The sequence below is a fragment of the Kitasatospora sp. NBC_00240 genome, assembly GCF_026342405.1.
Taxonomy (GTDB): Bacteria; Actinomycetota; Actinomycetes; order Streptomycetales; family Streptomycetaceae; genus Kitasatospora.
On sequence record NZ_JAPEMU010000001.1, the window covers coordinates 3,006,723 to 3,022,189 of the forward strand.

Genomic DNA, 15,467 nt, shown 5'->3' on the forward strand with positions numbered 1-15,467 from the left:
CGTGCATCACTCCGTCATGGAAGGCCCCGGAACGGCCCGGCGCCCACTGACGACGCTACCGCCAAGGTGCCCCGGCCCGCTGCAGGCGATCGCCCCACCGGGCTGCGATAGCGTGAAGGTCCGATCGCCGAAGACCAGGAGTGGACAGCAGCCATGGCCAACGCCGAGGAGTGCCGCGAGGCATTGGAGCAGCTCAGCCGGAACATGGCGAACTCCACCGGCGACGTCCGCAAGGCGGCCGCCCTCGACCGCTCCCTGACTTGTTGGATCACCGACCTCGACATCACCTTCCACGGTCGGCTGCGCGAGGGCCGGATCCAGGACGTCACCCAGGTGCCCGGAGCCCCCGCCGAGAAGGCCGAGATCCGGCTCTCGATGTCCGGCGACGACCTGGTCGCGATGGTCGGCGGCCCGCTGAACTTCGCCTCGGCCTGGGCCGGCGGCCGGGTCAAGCTGGAGGCCGGCTTCCGGGACCTGCTCCGGCTGCGCACCCTCCTCTGAGACGTCCTCCTCTGAGACGTCCTCCTCCGAGCGCGTCCTCCTCCGAGCGCGTCCTCCTCCGGGCGCACGCGCCGCCGCCCGAGCAGCGAAGCGCGCCGTGGCCGGGAGGACGGGCGCCGCCGACGCTCTTCCACAACCAGTGGCGCCGCCCTAACGTTGGGTCATGAACAGGGTGCGGGTGGACCGTTCGAATCCCGACGTGGTCGACGTGGTGCTTCGCGAGGGAGTCGGGCCGCTCGTGTTCGCCGTCAAGCGTTGGCCCGGGGAAGTGCTCGGGTCGCTGGTGGCCGGCGCCGTCTGCGGCGCCCCGGCCTATGCGGTCATGGCATTGGCCTACAGCCCGGGGCCCGGCCGGATCTGGGCCGCGGTCGGAATCGCCGCCCTGCTGGGACTCGTCGTCAACACGTTCGCGATCGTGTACGGGGCCTTCCGGGACGTGACCCGGCTGCGTTTCTCCCCCGCCGCCGCCCCGGACACCATGACCGTCGTCCGGGGCACCCGCACGGACCGGCCCAGACCGCTCACCGACGTACAACAGATTTGGATCGAGCACTCCGTCGTGGAGTCGTACAAGAGGGACCGGAAGCCCGTTTCCGCCAAGGTCACCCTGTACGTGCTGCTGAGGAACGGCCGCCTGGTCCGGCCCGCGTCACTGCCCCCGTGGACGACCGACACCACGGCCCTGCAGCAGGAGCTGCAACGGATACTCGCCCCCGCCGCCGTCCAGGTGGACCTGGTCGTCCAACGCCGCGTGGAGTCCGTTCCGGGGCTGGGCGTGAGCGGCGGCGGCTCCACCGGCGGCGGAAGCTGATCCGGCCCGGTCGGCCGGCCCGTCCACAGGAGGGTGGCCGAGTGGCGGTGACCGCACACCTCGGCGTCCGCGTCCCGGGCCCTGGTACTCCGCTCCCGGCAGGCACCTGCACCCGCCCGCGCGGAGCGGCTTGACGCCGCTCGTGCGGGGCGGCGCCCAGGATCCGGCGGGAGGGGGACGGGTACCCGGCGGTCCCGGTCTCCCCGGTCCCGTCGGGCACCCTCCGGCACGCTGCCGGCCGGGTCAGAACCCGAGGTCTGCCAGCGCCTTGCGCCCGTCCGGCGCACCGGTGCCGGCCGCGCCGCCGTCCAGCGCCGTCCAGGCCGCCGCGCACAGCGCCCGCAGCCCGTCGTAGCGGTCCTCCCCGACCCCGGCCAGCCGCAGCACACCCTCCGCGACCGAGGCCGTCCAACCGCCGCAGGCGAAGCCGCCACCGTCCACCGGCTCCACCGCCGGCTGGGCGAGCAGCAGGCCGCGCAGGTCCTCGGCCAGGTAGGTGGGCCGGTGCTCGACGGGGGCGGTCAGCAGCTGCGCGGGGGTGGTGACGCCGGTGAAGACCAGCAGGCTGTCCACCCCGCCGTTGTGGGCGCCCTCGATGTCGGTGTCCAGGCGGTCGCCGACCACCAGCGGCCGCCTGGCGCCCGTCCGCAGCACCGTCTCCCGGTGCATCGGCGGCATCGGCTTGCCCGCGACCTCCGGCTCGACCCCGGTCGCGGCCCGGACGGCCGCCACCAGCGTCCCGTTCCCGGGCGCGATGCCGCGGGCCGTCGGGATGGTCAGGTCCGTGTTGGACGCGACCCACGGCAGCCCCTCCTGCACCGCGTAGGAGGCCTCCGCGAGCTGCGCCCAGCCCACCGACGGGTCGTACCCCTGCACCACCGCGGCCGGGCCCTCGTCCAGCGAACGCACCGCGACGAGCCCGCGCTCGGCCACCGCCTCCACCAGCCCGGCGCCCCCGATCACCAGCACCTTGGAGCCGGCCGGCACCTTGTCGGCCACCAGCCGGGCCGCCGCCTGCGCCGAGTTGATCACGTCCCCGGCCTCGGCCGGCACCCCCAGCTCGGTCAGGTGGTCGGCCACCACCTGCGGCGGCCGGGAGGCGTTGTTGGTGACGTACGCCAGGCGCATCCCGGCGTCCCGGGCCGCATCCAGTGACTCCACCGCGTGCGCGATCGCGTCCGGGCCGGCGTAGACCACCCCGTCGAGGTCGAGCAGGGCGGTGTCGTACGCCTCGGTCAGCGGGCGGTCACTGCCGGCCGGTGCGGTGCGCCGCGCGGTGGTTGCCGTGTCGTTCATTCGTGCTCTTCCTCGTTGTCCGTCAGCTCCGCGTCGCCCGCGCCATTGCCGGCCTTGTCCATGCCCTGGCCCGGGCCCGCCGCGCCGCCCGTACCGTCCGGTGGGACGGTGCCGGCCTCGCTGCCGGCCGGCGGCCCCGAGTAGCCGGGCGCGCCGGGCAGCAGCGGCCCGTACGCTCCGGCCCGGGCCGCCAGCGTCGCCCGGGTCTGCCGGAGCGCGGCCCGGTAGTGGGCCGTCCCGGGGCTCATCGCCACCGCCAGCGCCAGGTGCTTGGCGGAGGTCTCGAAGTCGCCCAGCCGGGCGGCCGAGATGCCCCAGCCGAACCGAGCGTAGTCGTCCGACGGGTCGGCCATCGCCACCGCCCGGAAGTTCTCCAGCGCGGCCGCGTACGAACCCGCGTCGTACTGCGCCCTGGCCAGCGCCTCACGGATGCTGTGCGAATGCGGCTCGGCCGCCGCCGCTCTGGCCAGCAACTGCACCGCGGCCCCCGGATGCCCCTCGGCCAGCAACTTGGCACCGCGCCGGTACCAGTCGTACACATCGCCCGTCGGCTCGCCCGGCCGCCCCTGCTCGGGCGCGCCGCCCCCACCGTCGGTGGGTCCGCCGCCGCCGACCCGCTCCTGCCCGTCGCTCATCCCGTACCTCGCTCCCGGTCCGTCCCACTCCCCGACCTGCCGGTCGGCCGGGTGTTCCGATCTCTCAACAACGCGTACCCGATTACGATGCCCAGAATGAGTGCACCCAGTGCAGAAAGCGGAGCGGAGTCTCCGCAGGGCGGCCCCGGTGATCCCGGGCACGTCGCCACCGCAGGGCTGTCCCTGTCCCCCTTCCGCGGCCTGCGGTACGACCCCGACCGGGTCGGCACGCTGGCCGCCGTCACCTCTCCCCCGTACGACGTGGTCGACCCGGGCCGGCGGCTCGATCTGGAGACCGCCGACCCGCACAACGTCGTCCGGCTGATCCTGCCGCGTCCCGAGCCCGAGGACGCCGGCGACCGGCCCGACCGCGACACCCGCTACCGGCACGCGGCGCGGCTGCTGCGGGCCTGGCAGCGCGAGGGCGTGCTGGTCCCCGACCCGGCGCCCGCGCTGTACGTCTACGAGCAGCGGGCCGCCGACGACGGCACCGGCCCGGGGCGGGTGCAGCGCGGCCTGATCGGCGCGCTGGCGGTCAGCGGCCCGGAGGGCGGGGTGGTGCTCCCGCACGAGGACGTGATGCCCAAGCCCGTCGCCGACCGGGTCGGCCTGATGCGCACCACCCGCGCCAACCTCGAACCGCTGCTGCTGACCTACCGGGGCAACGGTGGCGCGGCCGGCGTGATCGAACGCGCCGTGCGGGGCGAGCCGCTGCTCACCACGACCACCACGGACGGCACCCACCACCGGCTGTGGGCGGTCACCGCGCCGGCCGACCTCGCCGAGGTCTCCCGCGACCTGGCCACCTGCCGGGCGCTGATCGCCGACGGCCACCACCGCTGGGAGATGTACCTGCGGCTCCAGCGCGAGCACCGGCACCTGCCCCGCAGCCCGTGGGACCGCGGCCTGGTGCTGCTGGTCGACACCGCCCGCTACCCGCTGCGGGTCCGCGCGATCCACCGGGTGCTCTACCGCCTGCCGGTCGCCGAGGCGCTGGAGCGGCTGGGCGACCACTGGCAGGTCAAAGAGGTCGCCGGCCCGCTGACCGGCGCCCTGGAGGCCCTCGCCGAGCTCAAGCGGCACGGCGGCAACGGCTTCGTCCTGACCGGCGGGGACGGCCAGTACTGGCTGATCGGCGAGCCGGACGAGGCCCTGCTGGACGCCACCGTGCCGCAGGGCAAGCCGCAGGAGTGGCGCCACCTGGACGCGACCGTCCTGCACTCCACCCTGCTGGACCACACCTGGCACGTCCCGGACGGCCCGGACGACATCGGCTACCTGCACACCGCCGCCGGCGCCGAGCGGGAGGCCGCCCGCACCGGCGGGACGGCCGTCCTGCTGCACCCGGTCAAGGAGAGCGTGGTGCGGCGGCTGGCCGAGCAGGGCGTCACGATGCCCCGCAAGTCCACCTCCTTCGGCCCGAAGCCGGCCACCGGCCTGGTGATCCGCAGCCTCGAACTGGGCTGAGCGGGGGCAGGTCGCCGCCCGGCCGGCGGGCACCGCACACCGGCCCCCGCCCCGGCCCCGGCCCCGGCCCCGGCCCCGGCCCCGGCCCCGGAACGACGAAAGCCCGGCCGCACCCGAGTGGGTGCGGCCGGGCTTTCGTCAGGAGAGACCGAGCGGACGATCAGCGCTCGTCGCGCTTGTCCGCCTGCTCGCGCTCGGGGGCGCGGCCGTCGAAGTCCTCGTCGATCTCCAGGTCGTCCTCGTCGTAGTACTCCTCGACGTCTTCCTCGTCCTCGAAGATCTCCCGCTCGTCCGGCGCACCGCCGGCCGGGGCCTTGCCCTGCGACCTGGCGGGAGCCTCGGCGACGGCCTCCGCCGCGTCCTCGGACTCGCCGTCCTCCTCGACGTCCAGGTCGGGGTCGAGCGCGTCGACGAACTCCAGGCCGTCGATCTCGGCCAGCCGCTCGGAGGCGTTGGTCGAACCGTCGGTGTCCGCGTCGGCCGCCTTGGCGAACCAGTCGCGGGCCTCGTCGGCCCGGCCGGCCGCGATCAGGGCCTCGGCATAGGCGTACCGCAGCCGGGCGCTCCACGGGTGCACCGAGTTGGAGGCCAGCTCGGGGCTCTGCAGGGTGACCACGGCGGCGTCGAACTGCTCCATGTCGCCACGGGCACCGGCGGCGACCAGGCGCATCTCGACCTGGCCGGCCTTGTCCAGCTGCTTCACCTCGGGCTCGCCGGCCATCGCCAGCGCGCGCTCGGGGCGGCCCAGACCGCGCTCGCAGTCGGCCATCACCGGCCACAGGTCCACCCGGCCGGTCATCCGACGGGAGGCCCGGAACTCGGTGAGCGCCTCGGAGTAACGCTGCGTCACGTACGAGGCGAACCCGGCCGCCTCGCGCACGGCGGCGACGCGGGACGCCAGCCGCAGCGCGACGCGGGAGTACTGGTAGGCCTCCTCCGGCTCGGTGTCGAGCAGGCGGGCGACCATCACCAGGTTGCGGGCGACGTCGTCCGCGAGGGTCTTGGGCAGGCTCTTGAGCTCCTGGCGCACGTCGGCGTCGATCTCGAAGCCGGTGACGTCCTCGGGGATCGGCAGCCGCTTGACCGGCTCGAAGTTGCCACGACGGTCGTCGTAGCCCCCACGGTCGTCACGGCGGTACTCCTCCCGACGCCCCTCGAAGCGCCCACCCCCGCGGCTCTCGCCACGGTTCTCGTACGGCCGGCCACCGCGGTCGTCGCGGTTGTAGCCGCCGCCCGAGGGACGGTCGTCCCGACGGAAGCCACCGCCGGAGGGGCGGTCGTCACGACGCGGGCCACGGTCGTCACGGTCACGGTTGAAGCCGGACGGACGGTCATCGCGGTTGAAACCGCCACCGGAGGGGCGGTCGTCCCGACGGAAGCCACCACCGGAGGGCCGGTCGTCACGACGCGGGCCACGGTCGTCACGGTTGAAACTGCCACCGCCCGAGGGACGGTTGAAGCCGCCACCGGACGGACGGTCGTCACGACGCGGGCCACGGTCGTCACGGTTGAAGCCGGACGGACGGTCATCACGGTTGAAACCGCCACCCGAGGGGCGGTCGTCGCGGCGGAAGCCACCACGGTCGTCACGGTCGCGGTTGAAACCGCCGCCGGACGGACGGTCGTCACGGCGCGGGCCACGGTCGTCACGGTTGAAGCCGGACGGACGGTCATCACGGTTGAAACCGCCACCCGAGGGGCGGTCGTCGCGGCGGAAGCCACCACGGTCGTCACGGTCGCGGTTGAAACCGCCACCGGACGGACGGTCGTCACGACGCGGACCACGGTCGTCACGGTTGAAGCCACCGCCCGAGGGACGGTTGTAGCCGCCGCCGGACGGACGATCATCGCGGCGCGGACCACGGTCATCACGGTTGAAACCGCCACCCGAGGGGCGGTCGTCACGACGCGGGCCGCGGTCGTCACGGTTGAAACTGCCACCGCCGGAGGGGCGGTTGTAGCCACCGCCACCGGAGGGACGGTCGTCACGGCGCGGGCCGCGGTCATCACGGTTGAAGCCGGACGGACGGTCGTCACGGTTGAAACCGCCACCCGACGGACGGTCGTCACGGCGGAAGCCACCCCCGGACGGGCGGTCGTCACGGCGGAAGCCACCACGGTCGTCACGGTCGCGGTTGAAGCCGCCACCGGACGGACGGTCGTCACGGCGCGGGCCGCGGTCATCACGGTTGAAGCCACCGCCCGAGGGACGGTTGTAGCCACCGCCGGACGGACGATCATCACGACGCGGGCCACGGTCATCACGGTTGAAACCGCCACCCGAGGGGCGATCGTCACGGCGCGGGCCGCGATCGTCACGGTTGAAACTGCCACCGCCGGAGGGGCGGTTGTAGCCACCGCCACCGGAGGGACGGTCGTCACGGCGCGGGCCGCGGTCGTCACGGTTGAAACTGCCACCGCCGGAGGGGCGGTTGTAGCCACCGCCACCGGAAGGGCGATCGTCACGGCGGGGGCCGCGGTCGTCACGGTTGTAGCCGCCACCGCCCGAGGGACGGTCGTCGCGGCGCGGGCCACGGTCATCACGGTTGAAGCCACCGCGGGACCGGGGCTCGTAGCCGCGGCCGTCGTCCGGGCGGCGCTCGGGTCGGTCCTGGGGCGGGTTCGGCATCGTGGTGACTCCTTCTGCTACTTCAGCTCTACCGCTACCTCGGGCGACACCAGCGCCCGGAGCGGTTCGATGCCGGCCTCGTGGCCGCGCACCATCTCCATTGTCCGGCATCCGGGACAACCCCGCGTCTGGGCGGAGGTCCCGAGCAGCCGGATTACCTGCGTTCGAGAAAAACAAAAAGGCCGTGGCCCCAGCGAATCGCTGGGGCCACGGCCTTTGAATGATTGTTCGGCGGCGTCCTACTCTCCCACAGGGTCCCCCCTGCAGTACCATCGGCGCAACGAGGCTTAGCTTCCGGGTTCGGAATGTAACCGGGCGTTTCCCTCGTGCTATGACCACCGAAACCCTATCGGGTATTCAGCGAAACACACTTTTTAGTTAAGAGGTGTCTCTTTATCGTGGTTGGACCGATACTTCGGTCCGTCACCGGCGATAGCTGTTCGCTACCCGGGAACCACACAGTGAACGCGAGCGTCTGAGGACAAGCCCTCGGCCTATTAGTACCGGTCAGCTCCACCCCTTACAGGGCTTCCACATCCGGCCTATCAACCCAGTCGTCTACTGGGAGCCTTACCCTCTCAAGGAGGTGGGAATACTCATCTCGAAGCAGGCTTCCCGCTTAGATGCTTTCAGCGGTTATCCCTCCCGAACGTAGCCAACCAGCCATGCCCTTGGCAGGACAACTGGCACACCAGAGGTTCGTCCGTCCCGGTCCTCTCGTACTAGGGACAGCCCTTCTCAATATTCCTACGCGCACAGCGGATAGGGACCGAACTGTCTCACGACGTTCTAAACCCAGCTCGCGTACCGCTTTAATGGGCGAACAGCCCAACCCTTGGGACCTACTCCAGCCCCAGGATGCGACGAGCCGACATCGAGGTGCCAAACCATCCCGTCGATATGGACTCTTGGGGAAGATCAGCCTGTTATCCCCGGGGTACCTTTTATCCGTTGAGCGACGGCGCTTCCACAAGCCACCGCCGGATCACTAGTCCCTGCTTTCGCACCTGCTCGACCCGTCGGTCTCACAGTCAAGCTCCCTTGTGCACTTACACTCAACACCTGATTGCCAACCAGGCTGAGGGAACCTTTGGGCGCCTCCGTTACTCTTTAGGAGGCAACCGCCCCAGTTAAACTACCCACCAGACACTGTCCCTGATCCGGATCACGGACCCAGGTTAGACATCCAGCACGACCAGAGTGGTATTTCAACGTCGACTCCACAACCACTGGCGTGGCTGCTTCAAAGTCTCCCACCTATCCTACACAAGCCGAACCGAACACCAATATCAAGCTATAGTAAAGGTCCCGGGGTCTTTCCGTCCTGCTGCGCGAAACGAGCATCTTTACTCGTAATGCAATTTCACCGGGCCTATGGTTGAGACAGTCGAGAAGTCGTTACGCCATTCGTGCAGGTCGGAACTTACCCGACAAGGAATTTCGCTACCTTAGGATGGTTATAGTTACCACCGCCGTTTACTGGCGCTTAAGTTCTCAGCTTCGCCGAGACGAATCTCGACTAACCGGTCCCCTTAACGTTCCAGCACCGGGCAGGCGTCAGTCCGTATACATCGCCTTACGGCTTCGCACGGACCTGTGTTTTTAGTAAACAGTCGCTTCTCGCTGGTCTCTGCGGCCGGCCCCAGCTCAGAGTGCAAGACTCATCACCAGTTCCGGCCCCCTTCTCCCGAAGTTACGGGGGCATTTTGCCGAGTTCCTTAACCATAGTTCACCCGAACGCCTCGGTATTCTCTACCTGACCACCTGAGTCGGTTTGGGGTACGGGCCGCCATGAAACTCGCTAGAGGCTTTTCTCGACAGCATAGGATCATCCACTTCACCACAATCGGCTCGGCATCAGGTCTCAGCCTTAATGAGTGACGGATTTGCCTATCACTCGGCCTACACCCTTACCCCGGGACAACCACCGCCCGGGCTGGACTACCTTCCTGCGTCACCCCATCGCTCACCTACTACCCTGTTGGGTCAGCGGCTCCACCACGTCCCTTCGTCCGAAGACTCCAGGCCGGCTTCGCGGCTTTAGCATTCAGAGGTTCGACGTTGGCGCTTCAAAGCGGGTACGGGAATATCAACCCGTTGTCCATCGACTACGCCTGTCGGCCTCGCCTTAGGTCCCGACTTACCCTGGGCAGATCAGCTTGACCCAGGAACCCTTGGTCAATCGGCGCAAGAGTTTCTCACTCTTGTATCGCTACTCATGCCTGCATTCTCACTCGTGTCCCGTCCACAACTGGATTCCTCCGCTGCTTCACCCGGAACACGACGCTCCCCTACCCATCACAGCAGGCGTTGGCCCTGTTGCTGCAATGACACGACTTCGGTGGTGTGCTTGAGCCCCGCTACATTGTCGGCGCGGAATCACTTGACCAGTGAGCTATTACGCACTCTTTCAAGGGTGGCTGCTTCTAAGCCAACCTCCTGGTTGTCTCTGCGACTCCACATCCTTTCCCACTTAGCACACGCTTAGGGACCTTAGTCGGTGTTCTGGGCTGTTTCCCTCTCGACCATGGAGCTTATCCCCCACAGTCTCACTGCCACGCTCTCACTTACCGGCATTCGGAGTTTGGCTAAGGTCAGTAACCCGGTGAGGCCCATCGCCTATCCAGTGCTCTACCTCCGGCAAGAAACACGTGACGCTGCACCTAAATGCATTTCGGGGAGAACCAGCTATCACGGAGTTTGATTGGCCTTTCACCCCTAACCACAGGTCATCCCCCAGGTTTTCAACCCTGGTGGGTTCGGTCCTCCACGAAGTCTTACCTCCGCTTCAACCTGCCCATGGCTAGATCACTCCGCTTCGGGTCTTGGGCATGCAACTCGATCGCCCTATTCGGACTCGCTTTCGCTACGGCTACCCCACACGGGTTAACCTCGCTACACACCGCAAACTCGCAGGCTCATTCTTCAAAAGGCACGCAGTCACGAGACAGACGGGCAAGCCCACTGTCCGACGCTCCCACGGCTTGTAGGCACACGGTTTCAGGTACTATTTCACTCCGCTCCCGCGGTACTTTTCACCATTCCCTCACGGTACTATCCGCTATCGGTCACCAGGGAATATTTAGGCTTAGCGGGTGGTCCCGCCAGATTCACACGGAATTTCTCGGGCTCCGTGCTACTTGGGAGAAGCTCAAGTGAGCCGCTGATGTTTCGTCTACGGGGGTCTTACCCTCTACGCCGGACCTTTCGCATGTCCTTCGACTACACCAACGGTTTCTGACTCACCCAGCCGCCGGCAGACGACTGAAGAACTTTCCCACGACCCCTCATACGCAACCCCTGCCGGGTATCACACGTATCAGGTTTAGCCTCATCCGGTTTCGCTCGCCACTACTCCCGGAATCACGGTTGTTTTCTCTTCCTGCGGGTACTGAGATGTTTCACTTCCCCGCGTTCCCTCCACATACCCTATGTGTTCAGGTATGGGTGACAGCCCATGACGACTGCCGGGTTTCCCCATTCGGAAACCCCCGGATCAAAGCCTGGTTGACGGCTCCCCGGGGACTATCGTGGCCTCCCACGTCCTTCATCGGTTCCTGGTGCCAAGGCATCCACCGTGCGCCCTTAAAAACTTGGCCACAGATGCTCGCGTCCACTGTGCAGTTCTCAAACAACGACCAGTCACCCACCATCGGACACCACCAGGGCGACCTCAAGCAGGACCGGCACTGAAGCAACGACCATACGGCCGTTCCCTCAGGACCCAACAACGTGCCCGCCACGACCCAACCCCACCAGATGCTTTCCACGCGCCGAAGCGCAGTACTCGCGGTCGATGAGACCGAACCGTGCCGAATAGTCAACGTTCCACCCATGAGCTAGCACTTCAGGACATTCGCCCGAAGCTGCCATGTGCTCCTTAGAAAGGAGGTGATCCAGCCGCACCTTCCGGTACGGCTACCTTGTTACGACTTCGTCCCAATCGCTGGTCCCACCTTCGACGGCTCCTCCCCTTACGGGTTAGGCCACCGGCTTCGGGTGTTACCGACTTTCGTGACGTGACGGGCGGTGTGTACAAGGCCCGGGAACGTATTCACCGCAGCATGCTGATCTGCGATTACTAGCAACTCCAACTTCATGGGGTCGAGTTGCAGACCCCAATCCGAACTGAGGCCGGCTTTTTGGGATTCGCTCCGCCTCGCGGCATCGCAGCCCTTTGTACCGACCATTGTAGCACGTGTGCAGCCCAAGACATAAGGGGCATGATGATTTGACGTCGTCCCCACCTTCCTCCGAGTTGACCCCGGCAGTCTCCTGTGAGTCCCCATCACCCCGAAAGGCATGCTGGCAACACAGAACAAGGGTTGCGCTCGTTGCGGGACTTAACCCAACATCTCACGACACGAGCTGACGACAACCATGCACCACCTGTATACCGACCACAAGGGGGCGACCATCTCTGGCCGTTTCCGGTATATGTCAAGCCTTGGTAAGGTTCTTCGCGTTGCGTCGAATTAAGCCACATGCTCCGCTGCTTGTGCGGGCCCCCGTCAATTCCTTTGAGTTTTAGCCTTGCGGCCGTACTCCCCAGGCGGGGAACTTAATGCGTTAGCTGCGGCACCGACGACGTGGAATGTCGCCAACACCTAGTTCCCAACGTTTACGGCGTGGACTACCAGGGTATCTAATCCTGTTCGCTCCCCACGCTTTCGCTCCTCAGCGTCAGTAATGGCCCAGAGATCCGCCTTCGCCACCGGTGTTCCTCCTGATATCTGCGCATTTCACCGCTACACCAGGAATTCCGATCTCCCCTACCACACTCTAGCCTGCCCGTATCGAATGCAGACCCGGGGTTAAGCCCCGGGCTTTCACATCCGACGCGACAGGCCGCCTACGAGCTCTTTACGCCCAATAATTCCGGACAACGCTCGCACCCTACGTATTACCGCGGCTGCTGGCACGTAGTTAGCCGGTGCTTCTTCTGCAGGTACCGTCACTTGCGCTTCTTCCCTGCTGAAAGAGGTTTACAACCCGAAGGCCGTCATCCCTCACGCGGCGTCGCTGCATCAGGCTTTCGCCCATTGTGCAATATTCCCCACTGCTGCCTCCCGTAGGAGTCTGGGCCGTGTCTCAGTCCCAGTGTGGCCGGTCGCCCTCTCAGGCCGGCTACCCGTCGTCGCCTTGGTAGGCCATTACCCCACCAACAAGCTGATAGGCCGCGGGCTCATCCTGCACCGCCGGAGCTTTACACCAACCCCCATGCGGAGGAAGGTCATATCCGGTATTAGACCCCGTTTCCAGGGCTTGTCCCAGAGTGCAGGGCAGATTGCCCACGTGTTACTCACCCGTTCGCCACTGATCCACCCCGAAGGGCTTCACCGTTCGACTTGCATGTGTTAAGCACGCCGCCAGCGTTCGTCCTGAGCCAGGATCAAACTCTCCGTGAATGTCTGCCGGTAATCCGGCGAGCCACTCGCGTTGAGCGGCACGGCAACCAACCGGAATAGGCGGTCCCGCGCACTGCGTCCTCGCTAGTGTTTTGTTACTAAAGGAATCTCCAACCCGGATCAAGTGATCCAGGCCGGGGATGTCAACATATCTGGCGTTGACTTTTGGCACGCTGTTGAGTTCTCAAGGAACGGACACTTCCTTCGAGCCACTCTCGTGAACTCTCCGGGCGCTTCGTTCTTTCGTGTCTCCAGCTTATCAGATCCGTTCCGCTCCGTTTTCCCGGAGTTTCACTTTTCCAACCCTGGCCGGCCAGGTCCGCTTTTCTGCGGCGACCTCCACATTAGCGCATTTCCGGAGTGATCCGAAATTCACCGATTCTTTGCACGACACACACGCAGAAGCGCACCCAAATGAATGGGGGTCGAGTGAAGAGAAGGTACGAGCTGAATGTGCTGGTCGCTCCGGTCGGTCCGGTCCAGCCGCTAGGCCTTCCCGCTCACCCGCCCGGTTCAGGCGACTCGTCCAACACTAGGCCACTCATCCGGCGCCGTCAAACACCTGGGGGCCGGATCTGTCCAGATCCGGCCCCCAGGGCTCGAAGACACAGCTCAACCTACGTCTGTTTTCAGCCTTCTGACGTCAACTCAACCGCGGCGAGGTTGCGCTTTCCCCGGCGCAGGACCAGCCAGCGGCCGTGCAGCAGGTCCTCGGCGGCCGGGGCCGCCTCCTCGTCCGTCACCTTGGTGTTGTTGAGGTACGCGCCGCCCTCCTTCACCGTGCGCCGGGCCGCGGAACGGCTCGGCGCCAGGCCGACGGCGACCAGCAGGTCCACGATCGGGAGCAGCTCGGTGACCTCGGCCTTAGGGACCTCCGCGAGGGCCGCGGCCAGGGTCGGGGCCTCCAGGTCGGCCAGGTCGCCCTGGCCGAAGAGCGCCTTGGAGGCGGCCACGGCCCGCTCGTACTGGTCGGCGCCGTGGACGAGCGTGGTCAGCTCCTCGGCCAGCGCACGCTGGGCGAGTCGCGCGGCGGGGCGCTCGGCCGTCTCGCGCTCCAGTTGCTCGATCTCCTCCTTCGAGCGGAAGCTGAAGATCCGCAGGAAGGTGGAGACGTCCCGGTCGTCCGCGTTCAGCCAGAACTGGTAGAAGGCGTACGGCGTGGTGAGTTCGGGGTCGAGCCAGACGGTGCCCGACTCGGTCTTGCCGAACTTGGTGCCGTCGGCCTTGACGATCAGCGGGGTGGCCAGCGCGTGCACCGACTTGCCCTCCGCCTTGCGGATCAGGTCCGTACCGGCCGTGAGGTTGCCCCACTGGTCGCTGCCGCCGGTCTGCAGGGTGCAGCCGTGGCGGCGGTTGAGCTCCAGGTAGTCCATCCCCTGGAGGATCTGGTAGCTGAACTCGGTGTAGCTGATCCCCGCGTCGGAGTTGAGCCGGCGGGCGACAGCCTCCTTCGCGATCATGTTGTTGACCCGGAAGTACTTGCCCACGTCGCGCAGCAGGCTGATCGCCGACATGCCGGACGTCCAGTCCAGGTTGTTGACCATGCGGGCCGCGTACTCGCCCTCGAAGTCGAGGAAGCGCGAGATCTGGCCACGCAGTCGCTCCACCCAGGCGGCCACCGTCTCGGGGTCGTTGAGCACCCGCTCGGCGGTGGGCTTGGGGTCGCCGATCAGGCCGGTGGCGCCGCCGACCAGGCCGAGCGGGAGGTTACCGGCGTCCTGGATCCGGCGCATGGTGAGGATCTGCACCAGGTTGCCGAGGTGCAGGCTCACGGCCGTCGGGTCGAAGCCGCAATAGAACGTGACCGGGCCGTCCGCGAACGCCTTGCGCAGGGCGTCCTCGTCGGTTGACAGGGCGATCAGCCCACGCCACCGCAGCTCGTCGACGATGTCCGTCACGGTCACGCTTCTCCTTCGATCGGGCGCCCGGCCCAGGGGGCGGGCCCTGTTCGATCGGGCCCGGGGACGGTACGGCTCCAGCGTTGTAGAGGGTACGCGTTCCCGGCCGGCGAGTTTCCGTCCCGGCGTGCTTCGAAGCCGGCGTGCGGCCGGTCCGACACCGGATATTCCGTTGTTCGTCGGCCCCGTGCCCGTTCACAGTGGTCCCACCGCCGTGCGGCGGCAGTGACGTGTGAGGAGCCGGTCGTGCCACCTTGGCGCGCCCGCAGGGAGGTGGCCGAGGTGCGCAACACGCTGGTGCTCAATGCGAGCTACGAGCCGCTGACGACTGTGTCGTTGCAGCGGGCGGTGGTTCTGGTGCTGCAGGACAAGGCCGTCGTCGAGCAGGCTCATCCTCTGCGCACGGTGCGCGGTACGGGTGTGAGTGTTCCGGTACCGCGGGTGATCAGACTCCAACGGTACGTCAGGGTGCCGTTCCGACAACGGGCCCCGTGGTCGCGGCGGGGGGTATTGGTACGTGACCAGCACCTGTGCGCCTACTGCGGGTGCCGGGCGACCACCGTCGACCACCTGCAGCCGAAGTCGCGCGGCGGGGCCGACAGCTGGCTGAACACTGTGGCCGCCTGCGCGGAGGACAACCAGCGCAAGGCCGACCGGACACCGGAGCAGGCGGGCATGCGGCTGCTCCGCAAGCCGTTCGAGCCGACGCCGCAGGCCACCCTGATGCTGGCGCTGGGGCTGCGCGGAACGGACGTCCGGGAGCTGGCCGCCTGGCTGCCGCCGACCGCGTCGATGACCGCGGCCGCCTGAGGGCTCGGTCCC

Annotated in this window: 8 protein-coding genes, 3 rRNA genes and 1 pseudogene; 4 read left to right on the forward strand and 8 right to left on the reverse strand. The window is 67.5% G+C overall.

The window, feature by feature from the left end; translation table 11 throughout:
- Window positions 1-153 precede the first annotated feature (153 nt).
- The gene (locus OG689_RS12685; RefSeq protein ID WP_266320214.1) at window positions 154-501 is read left to right on the forward strand and encodes a sterol-binding protein; all 348 of its coding nucleotides are present in this window, start codon (window positions 154-156) and stop codon (window positions 499-501) included.
- Between the two features lie 163 nt (window positions 502-664).
- Window positions 665-1,312 carry a hypothetical protein gene (locus OG689_RS12690; protein WP_266320216.1) on the forward strand — a complete coding sequence of 216 codons (648 nt, stop codon included), beginning with the start codon at window positions 665-667 and terminating at the stop codon, window positions 1,310-1,312.
- 243 nt (window positions 1,313-1,555) lie between these two features.
- Here OG689_RS12690 and OG689_RS12695 read toward each other — a convergent pair whose 3' ends face one another.
- Both OG689_RS12695 and OG689_RS12700 read right to left on the reverse strand, forming a co-directional pair.
- Window positions 1,556-2,608 (reverse strand): HAD-IIA family hydrolase, encoded by a 1,053-nt coding sequence (locus OG689_RS12695; RefSeq protein WP_266320217.1) that lies wholly within the window; start codon window positions 2,606-2,608, stop codon window positions 1,556-1,558.
- Window positions 2,605-3,243, reverse strand: a complete 639-nt coding sequence (locus OG689_RS12700) for a tetratricopeptide repeat protein (RefSeq protein ID WP_266320218.1) — start codon at window positions 3,241-3,243, stop codon at window positions 2,605-2,607. Before OG689_RS12700 ends, OG689_RS12695 begins: the two co-directional genes overlap by 4 nt.
- A gap of 96 nt (window positions 3,244-3,339) precedes the next feature.
- Between OG689_RS12700 and OG689_RS12705 the strand changes: the two genes are divergently transcribed.
- Entirely contained in the window at window positions 3,340-4,710 is a 1,371-nt protein-coding gene (locus OG689_RS12705) for a DUF1015 domain-containing protein (protein ID WP_266320219.1), read from the forward strand.
- 160 nt (window positions 4,711-4,870) lie between these two features.
- Here the strand turns inward: OG689_RS12705 and OG689_RS12710 are convergent, their stop codons facing one another.
- From OG689_RS12710 to tyrS, 6 genes and pseudogenes are all read right to left on the reverse strand, one after another.
- Window positions 4,871-5,740 carry a tetratricopeptide repeat protein gene (locus OG689_RS12710; RefSeq protein WP_266327056.1) on the reverse strand — a complete coding sequence of 290 codons (870 nt, stop codon included), beginning with the start codon at window positions 5,738-5,740 and terminating at the stop codon, window positions 4,871-4,873.
- A gap of 846 nt (window positions 5,741-6,586) precedes the next feature.
- Window positions 6,587-7,267: pseudogene (locus tag OG689_RS12715) on the reverse strand (hypothetical protein); the annotation flags it as partial.
- A 298-nt stretch (window positions 7,268-7,565) separates the two neighbouring features.
- Window positions 7,566-7,682: ribosomal RNA gene (gene rrf, locus OG689_RS12720) — 5S ribosomal RNA — on the reverse strand.
- 134 nt (window positions 7,683-7,816) lie between these two features.
- A 23S ribosomal RNA gene (locus OG689_RS12725) occupies window positions 7,817-10,938 on the reverse strand.
- Between the two features lie 285 nt (window positions 10,939-11,223).
- Window positions 11,224-12,747: ribosomal RNA gene (locus OG689_RS12730) — 16S ribosomal RNA — on the reverse strand.
- Together the 16S, 23S and 5S rRNA genes form the textbook arrangement of a ribosomal RNA operon.
- Before the next feature lie 629 nt (window positions 12,748-13,376).
- Window positions 13,377-14,645, reverse strand: coding sequence for a tyrosine--tRNA ligase (gene tyrS, locus OG689_RS12735; RefSeq protein WP_266327058.1), 1,269 nt, complete (start codon window positions 14,643-14,645; stop codon window positions 13,377-13,379).
- A 282-nt stretch (window positions 14,646-14,927) separates the two neighbouring features.
- Between tyrS and OG689_RS12740 the strand changes: the two genes are divergently transcribed.
- The gene (locus OG689_RS12740; RefSeq protein WP_266327060.1) at window positions 14,928-15,455 is read left to right on the forward strand and encodes an HNH endonuclease; all 528 of its coding nucleotides are present in this window, start codon (window positions 14,928-14,930) and stop codon (window positions 15,453-15,455) included.
- The last annotated feature ends 12 nt before the right edge of the window (window positions 15,456-15,467 follow it).